The organism is Comamonas sp. GW821-FHT11H03 (genome assembly GCF_058807955.1).
This window is the reverse complement of sequence record NZ_JBXARF010000002.1, coordinates 477,958-496,874: the sequence shown is the minus strand read 5'-3', so window position 1 is coordinate 496,874 and position 18,917 is coordinate 477,958. Positions and strand designations below refer to the sequence as shown.

At 61.3% G+C, this 18,917-nt stretch carries 19 protein-coding genes; 6 read left to right on the top strand and 13 right to left on the bottom strand.

Features of this window, described 5'->3' with window-relative positions; all coding sequences use genetic code 11:
• Positions 1-155: 155 nt before the first annotated feature.
• Positions 156-2,309, bottom strand: coding sequence for a DEAD/DEAH box helicase (locus AC1RTQ_RS06775; RefSeq protein ID WP_492874794.1), 2,154 nt, complete (start codon positions 2,307-2,309; stop codon positions 156-158).
• 287 nt (positions 2,310-2,596) lie between these two features.
• Entirely contained in the window at positions 2,597-3,205 is a 609-nt protein-coding gene (gene orn, locus AC1RTQ_RS06770) for an oligoribonuclease (protein ID WP_409814065.1), read from the bottom strand.
• 30 nt (positions 3,206-3,235) lie between these two features.
• On the opposite strand from orn, the gene AC1RTQ_RS06765 reads away from it, so the two are divergent.
• The 4 genes from AC1RTQ_RS06765 (at position 3,236) to AC1RTQ_RS06750 (ending at position 6,921) form a co-directional block, all read left to right on the top strand.
• A complete protein-coding gene (locus AC1RTQ_RS06765) occupies positions 3,236-4,537 on the top strand; it encodes a M48 family metallopeptidase (RefSeq protein WP_492874793.1) in 1,302 nt (433 codons plus the stop codon).
• A gap of 19 nt (positions 4,538-4,556) precedes the next feature.
• Complete coding sequence (locus AC1RTQ_RS06760) at positions 4,557-4,895, top strand: 4a-hydroxytetrahydrobiopterin dehydratase (RefSeq protein ID WP_302092064.1); 339 nt, start codon at positions 4,557-4,559, stop codon at positions 4,893-4,895.
• Between the two features lie 5 nt (positions 4,896-4,900).
• Positions 4,901-5,887: a ribosome small subunit-dependent GTPase A gene (gene rsgA, locus AC1RTQ_RS06755; RefSeq protein WP_302092065.1), complete on the top strand. Its 987-nt coding sequence runs from the start codon at positions 4,901-4,903 to the stop codon at positions 5,885-5,887.
• 143 nt (positions 5,888-6,030) lie between these two features.
• A complete protein-coding gene (locus AC1RTQ_RS06750) occupies positions 6,031-6,921 on the top strand; it encodes a lytic transglycosylase domain-containing protein (protein WP_492874792.1) in 891 nt (296 codons plus the stop codon).
• Positions 6,922-7,067: 146 nt separating this feature from the next.
• On the opposite strand, the gene AC1RTQ_RS06745 is transcribed toward AC1RTQ_RS06750, so the two are convergent.
• The 6 genes from AC1RTQ_RS06745 to rpsP form a co-directional block, all read right to left on the bottom strand.
• Positions 7,068-8,051 carry a CobD/CbiB family protein gene (locus AC1RTQ_RS06745; protein WP_492874791.1) on the bottom strand — a complete coding sequence of 328 codons (984 nt, stop codon included), beginning with the start codon at positions 8,049-8,051 and terminating at the stop codon, positions 7,068-7,070.
• A 47-nt stretch (positions 8,052-8,098) separates the two neighbouring features.
• Positions 8,099-8,797, bottom strand: coding sequence for a CoA pyrophosphatase (locus AC1RTQ_RS06740; RefSeq protein ID WP_492874790.1), 699 nt, complete (start codon positions 8,795-8,797; stop codon positions 8,099-8,101).
• 111 nt (positions 8,798-8,908) lie between these two features.
• Positions 8,909-9,295, bottom strand: a complete 387-nt coding sequence (rplS, locus tag AC1RTQ_RS06735) for a 50S ribosomal protein L19 (RefSeq protein ID WP_003076790.1) — start codon at positions 9,293-9,295, stop codon at positions 8,909-8,911.
• Between the two features lie 137 nt (positions 9,296-9,432).
• A complete protein-coding gene (gene trmD, locus AC1RTQ_RS06730; protein WP_492874789.1) occupies positions 9,433-10,212 on the bottom strand; it encodes a tRNA (guanosine(37)-N1)-methyltransferase TrmD in 780 nt (259 codons plus the stop codon).
• Positions 10,213-10,264: 52 nt separating this feature from the next.
• Complete coding sequence (rimM, locus tag AC1RTQ_RS06725) at positions 10,265-10,834, bottom strand: ribosome maturation factor RimM (RefSeq protein WP_492874788.1); 570 nt, start codon at positions 10,832-10,834, stop codon at positions 10,265-10,267.
• Between the two features lie 104 nt (positions 10,835-10,938).
• Positions 10,939-11,193, bottom strand: a complete 255-nt coding sequence (rpsP, locus tag AC1RTQ_RS06720; protein ID WP_003058210.1) for a 30S ribosomal protein S16 — start codon at positions 11,191-11,193, stop codon at positions 10,939-10,941.
• Between the two features lie 282 nt (positions 11,194-11,475).
• On the opposite strand from rpsP, the gene AC1RTQ_RS06715 reads away from it, so the two are divergent.
• Positions 11,476-11,961 carry an NINE protein gene (locus tag AC1RTQ_RS06715; RefSeq protein ID WP_302092071.1) on the top strand — a complete coding sequence of 162 codons (486 nt, stop codon included), beginning with the start codon at positions 11,476-11,478 and terminating at the stop codon, positions 11,959-11,961.
• A 218-nt stretch (positions 11,962-12,179) separates the two neighbouring features.
• Positions 12,180-13,961, top strand: a complete 1,782-nt coding sequence (locus tag AC1RTQ_RS06710; protein WP_492874787.1) for a putative bifunctional diguanylate cyclase/phosphodiesterase — start codon at positions 12,180-12,182, stop codon at positions 13,959-13,961.
• Positions 13,962-14,082: 121 nt separating this feature from the next.
• Here the strand turns inward: AC1RTQ_RS06710 and AC1RTQ_RS06705 are convergent, their stop codons facing one another.
• The 5 genes from AC1RTQ_RS06705 to AC1RTQ_RS06685 all read right to left on the bottom strand — a co-directional run bounded on the left by AC1RTQ_RS06705 (position 14,083) and on the right by AC1RTQ_RS06685 (position 18,913).
• Positions 14,083-15,093, bottom strand: a complete 1,011-nt coding sequence (locus AC1RTQ_RS06705) for an inorganic phosphate transporter (protein ID WP_302092073.1) — start codon at positions 15,091-15,093, stop codon at positions 14,083-14,085.
• Positions 15,094-15,112: 19 nt separating this feature from the next.
• Complete coding sequence (locus tag AC1RTQ_RS06700) at positions 15,113-15,760, bottom strand: DUF47 domain-containing protein (protein ID WP_034364720.1); 648 nt, start codon at positions 15,758-15,760, stop codon at positions 15,113-15,115.
• A gap of 499 nt (positions 15,761-16,259) precedes the next feature.
• Entirely contained in the window at positions 16,260-17,018 is a 759-nt protein-coding gene (locus AC1RTQ_RS06695; protein ID WP_492874786.1) for an ABC transporter ATP-binding protein, read from the bottom strand.
• 2 nt (positions 17,019-17,020) lie between these two features.
• Positions 17,021-17,803, bottom strand: coding sequence for an ABC transporter ATP-binding protein (locus AC1RTQ_RS06690; RefSeq protein ID WP_492874785.1), 783 nt, complete (start codon positions 17,801-17,803; stop codon positions 17,021-17,023).
• Positions 17,804-17,833: 30 nt separating this feature from the next.
• Positions 17,834-18,913 carry an ABC transporter permease subunit gene (locus tag AC1RTQ_RS06685; RefSeq protein WP_492874784.1) on the bottom strand — a complete coding sequence of 360 codons (1,080 nt, stop codon included), beginning with the start codon at positions 18,911-18,913 and terminating at the stop codon, positions 17,834-17,836.
• Positions 18,914-18,917 lie beyond the last annotated feature (4 nt).

Below are 18,917 nucleotides of genomic sequence, written 5' to 3'. Positions count from 1 at the left end.
TTCATAGATTTCAGATTGAAAAATATCTGAAATCGTTGAATGACGTACGCTAGCAGCTCACTTTTTAAGCAAGATTCCAGCCCCGTTCGGGCAACAAAAAGCCGGCTTCAAGAGCCGGCTTTTTTCATGCTTCGGGCCGCAGCCCGAATCAGCGATCAACGCTCGTCGCGACGCGGTGCGCGGGGCTTGCGCTCAAAGCTGCGTTCGCCACCACGTTCGCCATGGGGCTGGAAAGGCTTTCCGGCACTCTGACCAAAGGCGGGACGGCGATCGCCGCCGCCGAAGCCGCGCGACTCACCACCGCGGAAGCCGCCTTCGCGGGGAGCGCCTGCATGAGCGCCTTCACGGCCACCGCCGAAGCTCTTGCGACCGAAGTCGCCGCCTTCACGGCGCTGACCACCGCCGAAGCCGCCACGCGATTCACCGCCGCCGAAGCCGCGCGATTCGCCACCACGGAAGCCGCCGCCGCGCTGCTCGCCACGATCGCCGCCGCCGAAGCTGCCGCGGTCATCGCGACGCTCGAAGCTGCGCTCCGGGCGCTGCTCGCCACCACCGAAGCCGGGACGACCGCCGCCGAAGCCACGATCCGCACCGCGCTCGCCACGATCGCCGCGAGGTGCACCGCCAAAGCCGGCACGATCGCCACCGAAGCGGTCACCGCCACGGTCGCCACCACGATCACCACCGAAACCGCCGCGGTCATTGCCACGGCCGGCACCGAAGCTGCCGAAGCCGGACTTGCGGCCGTAGCCGTCGCCATCACGGCGACCACCAAAGCCGCCGCGACCACCAGCGCCGCCGCCACCACCACGGCGACCGTCACGTTCGCCAGCTGCGGGGAAGCGCTGCTGGGGTTCCATGCCGGGAATGGTCTCGGCCTTGAACTGCTGACGGGTATAGCCTTCGATATCGAACACGCGGCGACGGTCGCGGAATTCCGCAAACGTCACAGCAGTACCTTCGCGACCAGCGCGGCCGGTACGACCGATACGGTGGGTGTAGTCTTCAGCCTTCATGGGCAGGCCGTAGTTGAAGACGTGGGTGATGGTGGGCACGTCGATACCGCGAGCAGCCACATCGGTAGCCACCAGGATCTGGACCTGACCGTTGCGCAGCGCCATCAGGCGGCGATTGCGCAGACCCTGGCTCAGAGCACCGTGCAGAGCCACGGCGGAGAAGCCGTCTTGCTGCAGGTCGGTAGCCAGGCCGTCACATTCCACTTGTGTGGATGCAAACACGATGGCCTGGTTGATGCTGCTGTCACGCAGCCAGTGGTCCAGCATCTTGCGCTTGTGCTGAGCGTTGTCAGCCCAGAACAGCACTTGCTTGATGCTGGCGTGCTTTTCCTGAGGCGAATCAATCGTCAGCTTCTTCACGCCGGAGCCGTTGTCGTGCATCACACGCATGGCCAGCTGTTGCACGCGAGGTGCAAACGTAGCGCTGAACATCATGGTCTGCTTGCGCTGGGCAGTCATCACATTGACTTCAGCCAGATCGTCGGAGAAGCCCAGATCCAGCATGCGGTCAGCTTCGTCGACCACCAGGAACTGAACCTTGTCCAGCTTGATCTGCATGGAACGCTGCAGATCCAGCAGACGGCCGGGAGTGGCCACCACGAGGTCAGCGTTTTGCAGCTTGGCAATTTGCAGCTGGTAAGGAATGCCACCCACCACGTTGGCAATGCGAATGCCGCGGCAGTGCTTGACCAGCTCGATGGCGTCATGCGCCACCTGCTGGGCCAGCTCACGCGTGGGGCACAGCACCAGGGCGCCAGGTACGGCAGCCTTGAAGTTGCGGGAGTTGGTAGGGTCCTTGCGCTTGTTGCGCTTGGGCACAGGCTCGCCCTTGGCGGTGGCTTCTGCGCACAGACGCTCGAACTCGGCCTTGGCATCGGCATCGGCTTGGGCGCGTTGCTCAATCAGGGTGTGCAGCACGGGCAGCAGGAAAGCGGCGGTCTTGCCGGAGCCGGTCTGGCTGGACACCATCAGGTCGATGAAACCGCCGGCATCAGCGGCTTCGCCCATGGCCAGAGGAATGGCCTTTTGCTGCACTTGTGTGGGCTGGGTGTAACCCAGGTCGGCCACAGCCTGAACCAGCTCTGGGGCCAGGCCCAGTTCAACGAAGCCGTTAGGGACTTCTTCAGCAGCAGTTTCTTCTGCAGCAATTTCTTCTGCAGTGTTTTCTTCAGCAGCAGTGTCTTCTGCGTCCATGTCGGCCAGCATGGCGTCCAGACGGGAATCGATTTCAGGCGAAGACAAAGCAATATCAGCAGCGGCCACTTGGCCCTGCTCCAGGGAGTTTTCTGTCATGAATAGCTCACGCAAAAAGCGACGCAGTCAGCGTGCTGCTCGCTTCTTTGACGGTTGGTTATCAACATCCACCGTCAAACTTTGACTGGCCCGTTCGCAAAACGGGGCAGATGGGTGTTATGGCTTGTCGTGTCGGCTGTATGCAGGCCGTTGCACGCAAGTAAGAACCCGGTGTGTGATGGAGATGCGCAAAAATTACCCATTGATCGGGTAAGCAGCGCATTGTCGCACGCCCCGGGTTTTCCCGCAAGTGGCAGGGCTATACACCCTGGCCCGCCACCGTGCCATCAGACACTGAGCAGTTGGCGGCGGTAATGCTGCAGCTCGTCGATCGACTCGTGCACATCGGCAAGGGCCGTGTGGCGCTGTGCCTTCTTGAAGGAGGTATAGGCCTCGGGCTTCCAGCGCTTGGCCAGCTCCTTGAGCGTGCTCACGTCGATATTGCGATAGTGAAAGAAATTGTTGAGCTTGGGCATGTAGCGCTCCATGAAGCGCCTGTCCTGACCGATGCTGTTGCCGCACAGCGGCGTCTTGCCCTTGGGCACGTATTTGCCCAGAAAGGCAATCAGCGCGGCTTCCGCCTCAGCTTCGCTGATGGTCGAGGCCTTGACCTTGTCGATCAGGCCGCTTTTGCCATGCGTGCCCTTGTTCCAGGCATCCATGCCGCCCAGCAGCTCGTCGGACTGATGAATGGCAAATACCGGGCCTTCGACGCGAATCTGCAGATCGGAGCTGCTGACCACCACGGCAATCTCGATGATTCGATCATGATCGGGGTTCAGCCCCGTCATTTCGCAGTCCAGCCACACCATATTGAGATCGGATTTGGGCAGAACCGGTGGGGTAGCGGCCACGGGGGCGGCGCTGACGGAATTCGTACAGGAAGCTTCAGACATGGCGCAAATTGTCGCCTACACTGCCAATACATGGCTTCCAAACTAGATTTCACACTGGCACTTTCGCTGCTGTTTGCGACGGCCGTGGCCCTGCAATGGCTGCTGCGCGTGTGGCTTGTTTCGCGCCAGGTGCGTCATGTGGCCACCCATCGCAGCGCCGTGCCGCCGGCATTCGCCCATCGCATCAGCCTGTCCGCCCACCAGAAAGCGGCCGACTACACGCTTGCCAAGGCCAAGGTGTCGCTGATCGACATCACGCTGTCGGCCGCCGTGCTGCTGTGCTGGACGCTGCTGGGCGGGCTGGACTGGCTCAACCGCTGGCTGCTCGCGTTCATGGACCCCGGCCTGTGGCAGCAGTTGGCGCTGCTAGCCTGCTTTGCCGTGATCTCGGCGCTGATCGAGCTGCCTTTGTCGCTCTATCAGACCTTCAGGCTGGAGCAGCGCTTCGGCTTCAACCAGATGACGCCAGGGCTGTGGCTGGGCGACCTGCTCAAGTCGACGCTGGTGGCCGCCATCATCGGCCTGCCGCTGGCGGCCCTGATTCTCTGGCTCATGGGCTCGACTGGGCAGCTGTGGTGGCTCTGGGCCTGGGGCGCCTGGACGGCGTTCAATCTGCTGCTGATGTGGATTTTCCCCAGCTTTATCGCACCGCTGTTCAACAAGTTCGAGCCGCTGGCCGATGAAAGCCTCAAGAGCCGCGTGACCCGGCTGATGGAGCGCTGCGGCTTTGCGGCCAAAGGACTGTTCGTGATGGACGGAAGCCGCCGCTCGGCGCATGCCAACGCCTATTTCACGGGCTTCGGCAATTCCAAGCGCGTGGTCTTCTTCGACACCCTGCTCAGGCAGCTCAGCCCCGGCGAAGTCGAAGCCGTGCTGGCGCACGAGCTGGGCCACTTCAAGCACAAGCACATCAGCAAGCGCATGGCCTTGATGTTTGGCGCCTCGCTGCTGGGTTTTGCGCTGCTGGGCTGGCTCAGTCAGCAGCTCTGGTTCTACACGGGACTCGGAGTCTCGGTGCTGCTGGGCCCGAACATCGATGTGGCTGCCGACAACAATGCGCTGGCCCTGCTGCTGTTCATGCTGGCAGTGCCGGTGTTCAGCTTCTTCCTCACACCGCTGATGTCCGCCATGTCGCGCCGCGACGAGTTCCAGGCCGATGCCTATGCCATGCAGCAGGCCGATGGCGCACAGCTGGCTTCGGCACTGCTCAAGCTTTACGAGGACAATGCGTCCACACTCACGCCAGACCCATGGTATGTGAGCTTTTACTATTCACATCCTCCTGCCGTGGATCGCCTGGCGCGCATGCCGGCTCCCGCAGGCAGCTTGTAACACCACAACGGTTTCAGACATGAGCACACCCACACTGCAACAAAAAGACTGGTCCCAACTCAAGCGCAGTGCCTTGAGCACAGAGCAAGTGCAAGAGCAGCTGGCAGCCCTTGAGGGCTGGGAGCTGTCGGCCGGCCATGCGGCCATCAGCAAGACCTTCCGTTTCGTGAACTTCTACGAAACCATGGCCTTTGTGAACGCGCTGGCCCTGATTGCCCATCAGCAGGACCATCACCCCGATCTGGAAGTCGGCTACAACCGCTGCAAGGTCAGCCTCAATACCCATGATGTGGGCGGCATCTCCGAGACCGACATCGACTGCGCGCGCCGCATCGAAGCACTGCTGAATCCGGCCTGATCCTTATGGCAAAACAAGGACGGCGCCAAGGCGCCCAAGCAGCAGGCGGCACCCAGACAGGCCTGGTGGTCGCAAGTTATGGCCGCCACTGCGTGGTCGAGACCCCGGACGGCGAGCGCCGCATCTGCCATCCGCGCGGCAAGAAAAGCCAGGCCGTGGTGGGCGACCATGTGCAATGGCTGGCTCCCCCACCCGGCCAGGGCGATGAAGGCACGATCGAAAAAGTCGTGGAGCGCCGCAACGTCTTCTACCGCCAGGATGACATTCGCACCAAGACCTTTGCAGCCAACCTGGACCAGCTCCTGATTCTGATAGCCGCCGAGCCGGTATTCAGCGAAGTGCAGCTCGCCCGCGCCCTGATCGCCGCCGAGGCCGCGCACATCAAGCCCATCATTGCGCTCAACAAGATGGACCTGGAAGAGCCTTTTCTGCGCGCCTGGCAGCGGCTGGAGCCCTACCGGAGCATGCGCGATGCAGCGGACGCGGCGCCGCACTACATGGTGCTGCCGCTGTCGCTGGAAGATGCGGACGATGAAGACCGCGACGCCATCATCGGTCTGCTGCAAGGCAAGACCACGCTGGTTCTCGGCCCTTCGGGCGTAGGCAAGAGCACCTTGATCAACTTGCTGCTGCCCGATGCCAAGGTGGCGACCAACGAAATTTCGCAGGCGCTGAACACCGGCAAGCACACCACGACCAGCACCACCTTGTACTGGGTGGATGAGGCTCGCACCACGGCCATCATTGACTCGCCCGGATTTCAGGAGTTCGGCCTCTATCACATTGCCGCCACGCAACTGGCCGCCTGCATGCCCGACATCGGCGCGCTGGCAGACGAGTGCAAGTTCTACAACTGCACCCATCTGCATGAGCCTGGCTGCGCCGTCATGGCCCAGGTCGAAGCGCAGGACAGCCCCCACGCCATCAGCGCCAACCGCTACCGGATCTATGGCGAGCTGTTCGAGGAATTGAGTCAGGAGCCCCGCTACTGAGCGCGAGGCCCGCCAAGCCGGAAGGCCGCGCCATACGAGAGCAATTTCAGCGTTTGCCACGCAGCCATTCCAGGCCCGATGAGCGCCGGCACGATTGCGCCGCATCCGGGATAGGCTGCCGACCACAACCCGGTGTTCACGCCATGAAACCCAGAGTTTTTCAGCCCTGCTTGCAAGCCGCCCTCGCCGTCGCGCTGTCTGCGGGCATGAGTCTGTGCTGGGCCCAGGGCACGGAGCCCGCCCCCAGTTGGGACGACGAGCCGCCCACGCTGTCTCGCTGGATCGAAGAGGGTTACAAGGCCGAGCAGCGCCAGCAGCCATGGCGCGCCGCCCAGCGTTATTGCGCGGCGGCACGCTATGGCAGCCTCGAGGCCCAATACCGGCTGGGCCGGCTGCTGCTGCAGGGCCGAGGCATGACACCCGACCCTGCCACGGGCACGACGCTGCTGGCCCTGGCCGCCCAGCGCGGACATGAGAAAGCCCAGCTGCTGATGGCCGGCAAGCTGCCCGGCGACCGGCTGCCCGACTGCCTGACCCAGGGCGATGCGCCCGCACAGGAGTTTCTGGAGGCCAGCCAGGAGGCCGTCCCCCACGAGGTGGTGGCCAGCTATGTGAGCAGTCTGCCCAGGCAGAAGCGGCGCATGGCCGAGCTGGTGCAGCGCCTCGCGCCCCGGTTCTCGATCGACCCGAGGCTGGCACTGGCCATCGTGCGCTCGGAGTCGAATTTCGAGGCGCAGGCGCTGTCGCCGCGCAACGCTCAGGGCCTCATGCAACTCATTCCCGAGACGGCCGAGCGTTTTGGCGTGCGCGATGCCTGGAATCCCGAGCAGAACGTGCGTGGCGGCCTGGCCTACCTGCGCTGGCTGCTGGAGCGCTTCGAGGGTGATGTGGCACTGGTATCGGCCGCCTACAACGCGGGCGAAGGAACCGTACAGCAATATGGCGGTGTGCCTCCTTATGCGGAGACGCGTGAATATGTGCGACGCATACTGAGCTTCTATCGCGCCACGCGCCACGAGCGTCCTGCTCGCTGATGGCACCTTGAACCGCGCCCAACATGCCCGTAGCACCTGAGCCACCTTCGCATGTGGCTCTGCGCAGCGCAGCACCTCGGTGACCCGCTGCGGCTCAAACGCTCATGCGCCCAGCGGCTGCCACGCAGAAGGCCATGTCCGGGTGCTCACCCGAGCAGACGGGCAAAGGTCAGCAAGGCCAGCAGCAGAAGCCAGACCACGACCGAACGCCAGACCAGCCCCACCACACTGCGAAGATGAGACATTTCCGGCTCTCGTCCCGGAGTGACATCGCTGCCCGCCCACTGTGCATCGTCGCCCTCTTCACCGTCGGCTGCATCGCGAAAGCGCAAGGCCTCGCCCCCCAGGCGTACATTGATGGCACCCGCAGTGGCGGCCAGAATCACGCCATCGTTGTCATTGGGAAAGCGCTGCGCATAGACGCGCCAGTTGTCTATGGCTTCTTCAAAGCTGCCCACCATGGCAAAGGACAGCGCCGTCAGCCGCGCCGGCAACCAATCGATCACATACCAGGCCTTGGCTGCGGCGGACTGCAAGCGCTCGCTGGTCGGCGCCCGCAGCCCCTCCGCCCCCTTGCGCGACCAGGCACGTGACAGGTATTCAGCCATGCGGTAGAGAATGGCCCCCAGCGGCCCCAGTCCCAGGGCCGAGAGAATCGAAAACCAGAACAGCACGCCAAACACGTGGCGGTGTGCTGCCAGCACCGAGTACTCAATGACGTGGCGTACCACCTCGCTGCGCGGCACCTCGCTGGCATCGACCTGCTGCCAGTCGGCCAGGGCCTGGCGGGCGGCAAATTCATCGCCGGCATCGAGCGCATCGCGAATCCGCGTGAAATGGTGGCTGAACTGGCGGAAACCCAGCGTGACATAAAGCACGGCGACGTTCCACAGCATCGCGACGGGCCAGCCAATGAACTCCATCAGCGCCCAGAATATGCCCAGCACGATAAGACTGGGCAGCAGCACGGCCATGGCCCAGGCCAGCCAGCCGTGATGGGGCTTGCCCGCATCGAAGTTGCTGCGCACGGTCACGGTCCAGGCGCGGTAACCGGCCTGCACCAGGTTGGACCGGGCCAGCGGACGTGCCTGCTCCAGCAGCAGTGCGATCAGGATGGCAAAAAAGCTCATTGCTTCATCATAGCGGCGCTGTTTGTCGGCTCGTTACAACTGCTGTCTCAAGCCGCCAAAAAACGGTAAAGATTGCGCAACATGCCTGCTGTCGCACCCCAGATATAGCGCTGCTGCTCACCGTCCTGATAGGGCATGGCAAACCATTCGCGATCCACGCCCTGCCACTGCATGGCATGACGCTCATGATGCGCGGGATTGAGCAGATAGGACAGCGGGACCTCGAACAGATCCGCCACCTCTCCCGGGTTGGGGAAGTAGCTGGCCTGCGGGTGGACCAGAGCCACCACAGGCGTGATGTGGAACGCGGTCCCCGTCACATAAATCGGCAGGCGCCCCAGCACCTCGACATTCCTCGGGGCCAGCCCGACTTCCTCATGCGCCTCGCGCACCGCCGTGGCCTCGGCCGAGACATCCTGCGGGTCGCGCTTGCCGCCGGGAAAGGCCACCTGGCCCGAGTGCGTGGACAGTCCGGCCGAACGCACGGTCAGCAATACCGTGGGCTGCTCGCGCAGGACGATGGGCACGAGCACGGCCGCGTCGGAAGGCTGCCTGGCGGTGATGCGTTTTTCCTGCATGGCCTCGGGCAGCCATTGTGGCGGCTGGGCAAAGCGCGTGCGCAGGGCCTGCGGCGTCTGCGCATCCGGCGGCACGGCCGGCAGCTGGCTGTCTCTACCCAGCAGGCGCGCCTGGCGCGGATCAACAATGCCCAACACGGGGAGCGAAGAATTATCAGTTGCAGGCATGTAGGTGTTCAGCCAAAACCAAAAGCAAGAATCACAAAGCCAAGGTCGGCATAAAAAAAGCCGCCACAGCGAACTGTAGCGGCTTTTACGGAATCGCTTCCGGTACGCGTATTACACGGCTGCAGCAGCAGTCTTGTTAACGCGCTGGGGCAGCTTTTCCTTGATACGAGCAGACTTGCCGCTGCGCTCACGCAGGTAGTACAGCTTGGCACGACGCACATCACCGCGACGCTTGACTTCGATCTTGGCGATCAGGGGAGAGTAGGTCTGGAACGTACGTTCCACGCCTTCGCCGCTGGAGATCTTGCGCACTGTGAAGCCGCTGTTCAGGCCGCGATTACGCTTGGCAATCACCACGCCTTCGTAAGCCTGCACGCGCTTACGGCTACCTTCCACCACATTCACGCTCACGATGACGGTGTCACCGGGGGCGAATTCGGGGATGGTCTTGTTCAGGCGAGCGATTTCTTCTTGCTCGAGGGTCTGGATCAGATTCATGATTTAGTCCACCTTGATCTTGTCCGCGCCAGAATTGGCAAGCACCGGGATTGGTGCTATTGCTGCATTAAGCGAGCTGCCGAAGCGGCTCCGCCATTTCCTTGCAGCGGCCGGATAGAGGATCAAAGAGCCTGAGATTATAGCTTGGACGCTGTTTTTGCCAAAAACCCCTCATCTTTGGCGTTGAGCAGCCCCTGCTCGCGGGCCTGCTCTATCAGCTCGGGCCTGTGCTCGGCCGTGATGCGCAGGCGCTGGTCGCGGCGCCAGCGCTCGATATTGGAGTGGTGGCCGGAGAGCAGCGCTGCCGGCACCTCCTGATCATCCCAGACCTCCGGGCGCGTGTAGTGAGGACAGTCCAGCAAGCCGTCAAGCGCAGGATTGAAGCTGTCCTGCTGAAAGCTGCCTTCATCGTTGAGCACGCCGGGCTGCAGACGCGCCAAAGAGTCCAGCAGCACCATGGCTGCCAGCTCGCCACCCGAAAGGACAAAGTCACCCAGACTCAATTGATGAGTGACATTTTTATCAATAAAACGCTGGTCGATGCCCTCATAGCGGCCACAGAGCAGCACCGCCCCCCGGCTTTCGGCCCAATCGGCCACCACCGCATGCTTGAGAGTCGTACCTATGGGTGAGAACAGCACGACAGGAGCAGGCTCGGCATGCTCCTGGGCATCGGCCTCGGTGCGTGCCGAGCGAATCGCTTCAAGGCAGCGCTGCAGCGGCTCGGCCATCATCACCATGCCGGGGCCTCCGCCAAAGGGTCGATCATCGACACGGCGGTAATTGCCTTCAGCCCAGTCACGCGGATTCCACAGATGCACTGCCACCTGGCCCGAGCTGTAGGCACGACGCGTCACCCCGCTCTCAAGAAATGGAGCGAACAGTTCAGGGAACAGCGTAATAATGTCGAAACGCATTGGTATAAAAGCGATTTCAGCTACAAACTAGATAGCAAAAAGGCTTTCCAGTTCAATAATCGGGCTGCCAGTCGGCCACGATCTTCTTGCCGGCCAGATCCACCGAATCCACATAGGCATCGACAAAGGGTATCAGACGCTCCTGCTCCTTGCCGTCCTCTTCATAGCCCAGCACCAGCACGGTCTGCGGGCCGGTGGCCATCAAGTCCTTGACCACCCCCAGGGCCACGCCTTCGCGGTTGACCACGTTCAGTCCCATCAGATCCACCCAGTAGAACTCGCCATCCTCGGCCTTGGGGAAATGCTCGCGTGCCACAAAGACGCGGGCACCGCGCAAAGCCTCGGCAGCGTTGCGGTCAGCGACCTCAAGCGAGGTGGCCACAATGGTGTCGGAATGGAAGCGCGCCTGCTTGACGGGCAGCACCACGGTGCCGGTGAAATGCTTGGCGCCTTTCTCGGCAGGCTGCAAAAACCAGTCCTTGGCGGCAAACAGGGCCTCTGGGGCGCTGCTGAAGGCATGAACCTTGAACCAGCCCTTGATTCCCCAGGCATCGGCAATGCGACCGACTTCAATGGCATCAGCAGGCAAGCTCGTGGCTTGAAGGACAGGCATGTGACTCATGGGATCAGCAGAAAAAATGCAGAATTTCAATAAAAAAACGGGTTCCGTCAGTCAAGCCAACGGAACCCGCTTTGGTAAAGGTGCCTAGAGAGCGACCGCCTAAATTAGGCAGCAACCTTCTTTGCAGCTTCCTTGATCAGGCGTTCAGCCGTATCGGAAGTTTGAGCACCAACGCTCTTCCAGTAGTTCACGCGGTCCAGAGCCAGACGCAGGCCTTCTTCGGCGCCACGAGCGCTAGGGTTGTAGAAACCCAGACGTTCGATGAAAGCACCGTCGCGACGAACGCGCTTGTCAGCTGCAACGATGTTGTAGAAGGGACGAGCCTTAGAGCCGCCGCGGGAGAGACGAATAACAACCATGATGTTTCCTTCGGGTGGTTACAGCCAGTGCCATCAAAAATTTGACCAGCTGCGCAGGTTTTCTTACAGCGTTTGAGACACGCGACATGACCACCCGGCCAGCGACACGCCGTAAAACCCGAAATTATATCGAGTTCTGTCAAAGCTGCCTATAGCAACGACAAATGGGCATAGTCGACACAGAGGACTCCTTGAAAGTGAACCGCAATTGCCCTGAGCCCCGCATTCCGCGCGAAGGGAATAATGGACGGGTTCTTTCGTTTTCTGCCTGCGCACCAGACCATGAACCCACTTGCTCCCGCCTCCACCCCAGCCCCTCGCCCCAAAAACAAGACAGTTGCCGCCTGGCTGGCCTTGCTCGGCGGCCCACTCGGGCTGCATCGCTTTTACCTGCACGGCCTTGGGGACTGGCTGGGCTGGCTGCTGCCCATTCCCACGGCACTCGGCGTCTACGGCATCGAACGCGTGCAGCAGCTGGGGCAGGACGACAGGCTGAGTTGGCTGCTGATCCCCCTGCTGGGCTTCACCATCGCGGGCTGCGCCCTGCGCGCCATTCTCTACGGCCTGATGGAGCCAGGAAACTGGAACCGGCTCTTCAATCCCTCTATAGAGGCCGACGCGCCTGCGGGACGCACCCAATGGGCGACGATTTTTGCCGTAAGCCTGTCCCTGATGCTGGGGGCCACCGTGCTGATGGCCAGTATTGCCTACAGCTTCCAGCACTACTTCGAATACCAGGTCGAAGAGGCGCGCAAGATTTCGCAGTAGCTGCAGCGCTCTGAACCAGGGGTTTTCGCCCACGCCGAAGCGGCTTCGGCCTCGCCGCTTTTGTAAGCAAAAGTCTAATTTTCCACCTGCTGGACGCAAAGCGCCGCCTGCCGATTCCACAGAACTCACAATGCCCAACTGACGCACATCTTGCAAAGACTGCATCCCAGCAGTTTTCGCACTACGACGGCTTTGCTGCACCAGTCCGAAGAGGCCTTATGTCTGCAACCAACGAAAAATCTGCCAGATCCGAAGTGCATGGGCAACACTCCTTTCCAGCTGCCACCAGTCTGGTAGGTGTGTACGGAGAACAGCTTTTCCGCATTCTCGAACAGACCAGCAGCGGCTATGTGCTGCTGGATGCCCAGAACCGGGCTCAGCGCTGGAATGATGGTTACCTGCAGCTGTTTCCCTGGCTGGCCGCCACCCTCAAGGTAGGCATCCCTCTGCAAGCCGCTTTGCAAGCTGCCGCAACCGCAGCACCGGCAAGCGCTGCACCGGCTCTGAGCCATATCGCCGGGAGTCATCAAGCCCTGATTGCACGCCAGCAGGCCCATGCCCAGTTTCAGTTGCCCAATGGGCGCAAGCTCAATCTGTCGGCTCACGCCCTATCGGCCAATTACACCGTGCTGGCCTGCAAGGAACTGCAGCCTCATGGCAACGAGGCAGAAAGCCTTTCCTTCTTCGATGTGCTGACCAATCTGCCCAACCGGCGCCTGCTGCTGGACAGGCTGTCCCAGGCCATGATCCAGTCAGAGCGCACGGGCTGGCGCGGGGCCTTGCTGACCATAGACATGGGGCCAGTGGCAGGCTCGTCCGCCAGCGCAGGCGAGAGCCCGGCCGGCCTGGCACAGAACATCGCACAGCGCCTGCTCGCCTGCGTACGCTCCTGCGATACCGTGGCCAGACTCGATGCCACGCATTTCGTCATCATGGTTTCGGATCTGTCCCCGGATATCGAAGTGACCACGGTGCTGGTGGAGCGCCTGGGAGAGCGTCTGCAGGAAAGCCTGAACGGCAACTACCAGCTCGGCAACAAAAGCGCGATGCTGGAGGCCAATATCGGCGCCACTTTGTTCGGCCCCCACTCCCGCTCCGCCACCGAGTTGCTGCAGCAGGCTGAGAGCGCCATGTACCGTCTGCGCGACGAGGAAGCCCGAGGCCTGCACTTCTTCAGCCCCGAGCAGCGCATCCAGGCCAATGATCGCCACCGCATGGAGCAAGAGCTGCGCGAAGCCCTGCGCCTCGGCCAGTTCGAGCTGCATTACCAGGCGCAATATTCCGTCAACGGCGACGTCAACGGTTTGGAAGCCCTGCTGCGCTGGCGCCATCCCAGGCGAGGACTGGTACCACCGAGCATCTTCCTGTCGGTGGCAGAGGAAACCGACATCATCACTCCCCTGGGCCGCTGGAGCATTCAAGCCGCCTGCGAGCAATTGGCCCGATGGAGGGCCGACCTGCAATTGGGCAAGCTGCCCATCTGCGTCAACATCAGCGCCAGGCAGCTCAGGCAAGCCGACCTGGCCGAGCAGGTGCAGGGCATCATCAGCCAGACAGGGGCCGACCCGGCCTTGCTGCTGCTGGAGCTTTCCACTCAAGCCCTGAGTCCTTCGCACGCGGATATTGTGCCCACGCTCACCCGCCTGCGCACCATGGGGGTAGGGCTGTCACTCGACGATTTTGGTGGCAGCTTCCATATGCAGCAAGCGCTGCAGCAGCTGCCCCTGAACCAGCTCAAGCTCTCGCAGTCTCTGGTGCAGCGCCTGGGGCCCAACAATGCCGCCGAAGCCGCCGTGCAGGCGGCCATCGCGCTGGCCGCCCGCCATCAGATGATGATCGTCGGCGCAGGGGTGGAAACCCTGGAGCAGCGCGCCCTGCTGGCGCAATATGGCTGCGAGCATTTCATGGGCTATCTGCTCAGCCCCCCGGCACCAGTGAGCCAGCTCAGATCACTGCTGCAGCGGCAGGCCCTATCCAGTCTGCAGGAAGCTGCAGCTTGACGACCGCGTTTCCGCCATAAAAAAGGCTTCGCAATGCGAAGCCTTTTTGGCATTCCACCCTTGATTGACAAGCGCCAACAGCTATCAACCAAGGAGTACACAAGCTCAGTACAGTTGCATCTCAGTACAGTTGCAGGCTGACCCAGTAGGCAATGGATGCCACAAAGGCGCTGGCAGGAATCGTCAGAACCCAGGCCCAGACGATATTGCCTGCCACGCCCCAGCGCACGGCACTCGCGCGCTGCGTGGAGCCCACACCCACGATGGCACCGGTAATGGTGTGCGTGGTCGAGACGGGAACCCCCAGGAAGGTGGCAAAGAACAATGTCAGAGCACCACCGGATTCGGCACAGAAGCCACCGACGGGCTTGAGCTTGGTGATCTTCTGACCCATGGTCTTGACGATGCGCCAGCCGCCAAACATGGTGCCCATACCGATGGCCAGATAGCAGCTCACGATGGTCCACAAGGGAGGCTCGGCATCACCGGCATTGGCATAACCCGTCGCAATCAGCAGCAGCCAGATGATGCCGATGGTCTTTTGCGCATCGTTACCACCGTGACCCAGGCTGTAGGCACCAGCAGACACCAGTTGCAGACGGCGGAACCACTTGTCCACGCGATTGGGGCTGGCGCGGCGGAAAATCCAGGCGACCAGCACCATCATCAGCGAGCCCAGCAGAAAGCCCAGCACGGGAGAGACGAAGATGAAGGCCACAGTCTTCCAGATGCCGCTGGCGATCAGCGCGCCCGCGCCGGCCTTGGCAATCACCGCACCCACGATGCCGCCAATCAGGGCATGCGAGGAACTGCTGGGAATGCCGTAGATCCAGGTGATGATGTTCCAGGTGATGGCACCCACCAGAGCGCCGAACACGACATGCGTGTCAACGATGCCCGGCTGAACAATACCCTTGCCCACGGTTGCCGCCACACTGAGGTGGAAGACGAAAACCGCCACAACGTTGAAGAACGCAGCAAATGCCACGGCCTGAGTAGGTTTGAGAACCCCCGTGGAAACCACGGTGGCAATCGAATTGGCAGCGTCGTGAAAGCCGTTCATGAAATCGAACAGCAAGGCGAGCACCACCAGCAAAATTACAACCCAAAGGGCTGCCTGTACCGGCTCCATGATCGGACTCCAGCGAGAATCAGGAATTCTCGAGGACGATGCCCTCGATCAGGTTCGCCACATCTTCGCAGCGGTCCGTGATGGTTTCCAGCAGCTCATAGATAGCCTTGAGCTTGATCACCTCACGCACATCGGGCTCTTCACGGAACAGCTTGCTCATGGCCGCACGCATCACGCGGTCCGCATCGCTTTCCAGGCGGTCGATCTCGTCGCAGGTCTTGCTGGCGGCGTCCACGATCGTGGGGTCCGAGAGGCGGTCCAGCAGCTTGACGGCATCACGCACACGCTCGCAGCAGCGCACGCACAGATCGGTCAGACGTGTGATTTCGTCTGTCATGTGACGCACGTCATACAGTGCCATGGTCTCGGCCGAGTCCTGAATCAGGTCGGCCACGTCGTCCATGGTGTTGATCAGCGAGTGGATATGCTCGCGATCCAGGGGCGTGATGAAGGTCTTGTGCAGCAGCTTGGTGACATCATGGGTCACACGGTCGGCTGCGCGCTCGGCGTTGTCCACATCGGCGTTGTATTTTTCGCGCAGATGGAGATCGTTGTAATTTGCAACGAGTTGCGAGAAAGCATGAGCTGCTTCAACGATGCGGTCCGCATGTTGATTGAACATCTCGAAAAAATTGCCTTCGCGCGGCAATAGCTTGCCAAACAGCATGAATGCTCCTTACCGGGGAAAAGAAACCAGGCGACTCACTGCAAAAAAAAGTGCATGGTTCCCGGCTCAAACGGGGCGGAGTTTACTCTTGAGTCATTGTGCGTTTCAGCGCGTCTTCAAGACACCCCTTCGGGCACCACGAAAAATAAAATACAAGCTCTGAGCCATGCTAGGAGCTGTCACAAAGCCTGTGATTCCTCCTGACAACAGCACAAAGCAGAAATCCGCCCGTCGAATGCACCGACTGCAGGAGCATGTCACCTTGCCACGCGAAAACGTTCCAAATACTTCTTTTTGTAATATACAAATTCTATTCAATAACAAAAAAGAATTAAAAGGAACTAAAAAGAAATGAATAAAACAATCAAAGAACCATAAAAAACGTCATTTTTTTGTCATTTTCTTGAATTTCAGGGGAATTAGGGTTCACCCTTGACTGCAGGAGAGCGTCACGGCGGGATAGCGCACCGCGATCGACAGCGCCAAGGGGCTTCGAGACCTACTCTCCCAGGTAAGCCGCACGCACGCGCGGATCGCTCAGCAAGGTCTGACCCGGCCCCGTCATGGTGATGATGCCGGACTCCATGACATAACCCCGATCGGCCAGCGCCAGCGCGCGACTGGCGTTCTGCTCCACCAGCACCATGGTCACGCCCAGCGAATAGACATTGCTGACCACCTCGAAGATCTTGTCCACCATGATGGGCGACAAGCCCATGGATGGCTCGTCCAGCAGCAGCACCTTGGGCTGGCTCATGAGCGCGCGGGCCATGGCCAGCATCTGCTGCTCGCCCCCGGACATGGTGCCCGCCAACTGATCCTTGCGCTCCTTCAGACGCGGAAAGATGCCGAACATGCGCTCGATATCCGCCTGTATGCCGGCCTTGTCCTTGCGCGTGTAGGCACCCATGAGCAAATTTTCGGTGATCGTCATGCGAGCGAACACGCCGCGCCCCTCCGGGACCATGACCAGGCCTTCGGCCACCAGATCCCAGGCGCCCTTGCCCTTGATGCTCTTGCCGAGGTAAAGAATGTCGCCATCGGCAATCTGCAGCCCTCGCGTGACAGCCTTCATCGTCGTGGTTTTGCCCGCGCCGTTGGAGCCGATCAGCGACACCAGCTCGCCCTGATGCACCTGAAAGTCCACGCCCTTCACAGCCTGAATGCCGCCATAGCCCACCTTCAGGCCCTTGACCTGCAGCAACACCGGGGCCGTGGACTTGGAGGCCTGCGCCTGTTCCAGCACTTGATCCTGCATCTTCAATGGCCTCCCGTGCCCAGATAGGCTTCAATCACTTTTTCATTCTTCTGCACTTCGGCAGGCGTGCCTTCGGCAATCGGCTTGCCATAGTCCAGCACCGTCACGCGGTCGCACAGACCCATGACCAGCTTCACATCGTGCTCAATGAGCAAGATGGTGCGCTGGTCGTTGCGAATGCGGTCGATCAGCTCACGCAGCTGCACCTTCTCGGTCGCGTTCATGCCGGCGGCCGGCTCATCCAGCGCAATGAGCTGCGGGTCCGTCGCCAATGCTCGGGCAATCTCCAGGCGACGCTGGTCGCCATAGGACAGGGTGCGCGCCTTGAAGTCCGCATATTTGCCGATGCCGACATAGTCGAGCAGCTCACGGGAGCGGGTGCGGATCGCGGCTTCCTCGGCCTTGAAGCCCTTGGTGCGAAACACCGCCCCGAGCAGGCCCGAATGCGTGCGCACATGGCGCCCGACCATGACGTTTTCCAGTGCCGTCATCTCGGCGAACAGGCGGATGTTCTGGAAGGTCCGGGCAATGCCGGCCCGAGCCACCTTGTGCACCGCCGTCGGCTCATAGGGCTTTCCGGCCAGCTCGAACTTGCCGGTATCGGGCGTATAAAGGCCTGTGATCACGTTGAAAAACGTGGTCTTGCCTGCGCCATTCGGGCCGATCAGGCCATAGACCTGGCCTCTGTCAATCTTCATGCTCACACCGGATAGCGCCTGCAACCCGCCAAAGCGCTTGGAGATGTCCGAGACATGAAGGACTGCGGAAGTCGTGCTCTCTGCCATATCAGTTCACATTCCTTGTCTGTGCAGTCATCAGGACTGACGGTCCAGGCTTTTGGCATGCTCGGGCGTGGGCCACAGGCCGCGCGGGCGCATCAGCATGATGACGATCATGGCCAGGGCAATCAGCAACTGGCGCAATATGGAGGCATCGAGGCGTCCATCGGTCATCTGCTGCAGCGGCCCGGCCACATAGCGCAGCACCTCGGGCAGGGCCGAAAGCAGCACCGCCCCCAGAATCACACCGGGAATATGGCCCAGGCCGCCGAGCACGACCATGGCCACGATCATCACGGACTCCATGAGGCTGAAGGACTCGGGCGAGACAAAGCCCTGGAAGGCAGCAAACATGGAGCCAGCCACGCCGCCGAACGAAGCACCCATGCCGAAGGCCAGCAGCTTCATGTTGCGCACATTGATGCCCATGGCCTTGGCGGCGATTTCATCCTCCCGGATCGCCATCCAGGCACGGCCTATGCGCGAATCCTGCAGGCGGTAGCAGATCACGATGGTGGCCAGCACCAGCACCAGAAACAGGTAGTAGTACAGCGTGACGGAGGAGATGTCGTAGCCGAAGATCTCATGCCGCTTGGCCAGGTCGAAGCCGAAGATCTTGACCGAATCGATCTGGCCAATGCCCTTGGGGCCGTTGGTGACGTTGACGGGCTGATCCAGATTGTTCAGGAAGATGCGGATGATCTCGCCGAAGCCCAGTGTCACGATGGCCAGGTAATCACCGCGCAGCCGCAGCACCGGCAACCCCAGCAGCACGCCCGAACAGGCGGCCAGCAGCATTCCAAGCGGAATCACCAGCCAGATCGAGGTGTGCAGTCCGTTGGGAAACAGGGCCACAAAACCTTCGAAGGTCTCGGCCAGATGCGGCGATGCCATGAGCGCAAACATATACGCGCCCACGGCATAGAAGGCCACATAGCCCAGATCCAGTAGGCCGGCGTAGCCGACCACGATGTTCAGACCCAGCGCCAGCATCACATAGAGCAGGGCCAGATCGGCGATGCGCACCCAGGCGTTGCCGAAATACTGCAAGATCAGCGGCAGCACCAGCAGGCCTATGCCGCCCAGAATCCAGTGGAGTGTCTTGTTGTTCTTCATGGGC

What these genes read in the sequence shown, in the direction of transcription:
- AC1RTQ_RS06775 (WP_492874794.1), bottom strand. Translation starts at nt 2,309, where the DNA reads ATGACAGAAAACTCCCTGGAGCAGGGCCAAGTGGCCGCTGCTGATATT.
- orn (WP_409814065.1), bottom strand. Translation starts at nt 3,205, where the DNA reads ATGTCTGAAGCTTCCTGTACGAATTCCGTCAGCGCCGCCCCCGTGGCC.
- AC1RTQ_RS06765 (WP_492874793.1), top strand. Translation starts at nt 3,236, where the DNA reads ATGGCTTCCAAACTAGATTTCACACTGGCACTTTCGCTGCTGTTTGCG.
- AC1RTQ_RS06760 (WP_302092064.1), top strand. Translation starts at nt 4,557, where the DNA reads ATGAGCACACCCACACTGCAACAAAAAGACTGGTCCCAACTCAAGCGC.
- rsgA (WP_302092065.1), top strand. Translation starts at nt 4,901, where the DNA reads ATGGCAAAACAAGGACGGCGCCAAGGCGCCCAAGCAGCAGGCGGCACC.
- AC1RTQ_RS06750 (WP_492874792.1), top strand. Translation starts at nt 6,031, where the DNA reads ATGAAACCCAGAGTTTTTCAGCCCTGCTTGCAAGCCGCCCTCGCCGTC.
- AC1RTQ_RS06745 (WP_492874791.1), bottom strand. Translation starts at nt 8,051, where the DNA reads ATGAGCTTTTTTGCCATCCTGATCGCACTGCTGCTGGAGCAGGCACGT.
- AC1RTQ_RS06740 (WP_492874790.1), bottom strand. Translation starts at nt 8,797, where the DNA reads ATGCCTGCAACTGATAATTCTTCGCTCCCCGTGTTGGGCATTGTTGAT.
- rplS (WP_003076790.1), bottom strand. Translation starts at nt 9,295, where the DNA reads ATGAATCTGATCCAGACCCTCGAGCAAGAAGAAATCGCTCGCCTGAAC.
- trmD (WP_492874789.1), bottom strand. Translation starts at nt 10,212, where the DNA reads ATGCGTTTCGACATTATTACGCTGTTCCCTGAACTGTTCGCTCCATTT.
- rimM (WP_492874788.1), bottom strand. Translation starts at nt 10,834, where the DNA reads ATGAGTCACATGCCTGTCCTTCAAGCCACGAGCTTGCCTGCTGATGCC.
- rpsP (WP_003058210.1), bottom strand. Translation starts at nt 11,193, where the DNA reads ATGGTTGTTATTCGTCTCTCCCGCGGCGGCTCTAAGGCTCGTCCCTTC.
- AC1RTQ_RS06715 (WP_302092071.1), top strand. Translation starts at nt 11,476, where the DNA reads ATGAACCCACTTGCTCCCGCCTCCACCCCAGCCCCTCGCCCCAAAAAC.
- AC1RTQ_RS06710 (WP_492874787.1), top strand. Translation starts at nt 12,180, where the DNA reads ATGTCTGCAACCAACGAAAAATCTGCCAGATCCGAAGTGCATGGGCAA.
- AC1RTQ_RS06705 (WP_302092073.1), bottom strand. Translation starts at nt 15,093, where the DNA reads ATGGAGCCGGTACAGGCAGCCCTTTGGGTTGTAATTTTGCTGGTGGTG.
- AC1RTQ_RS06700 (WP_034364720.1), bottom strand. Translation starts at nt 15,760, where the DNA reads ATGCTGTTTGGCAAGCTATTGCCGCGCGAAGGCAATTTTTTCGAGATG.
- AC1RTQ_RS06695 (WP_492874786.1), bottom strand. Translation starts at nt 17,018, where the DNA reads ATGCAGGATCAAGTGCTGGAACAGGCGCAGGCCTCCAAGTCCACGGCC.
- AC1RTQ_RS06690 (WP_492874785.1), bottom strand. Translation starts at nt 17,803, where the DNA reads ATGGCAGAGAGCACGACTTCCGCAGTCCTTCATGTCTCGGACATCTCC.
- AC1RTQ_RS06685 (WP_492874784.1), bottom strand. Translation starts at nt 18,913, where the DNA reads ATGAAGAACAACAAGACACTCCACTGGATTCTGGGCGGCATAGGCCTG.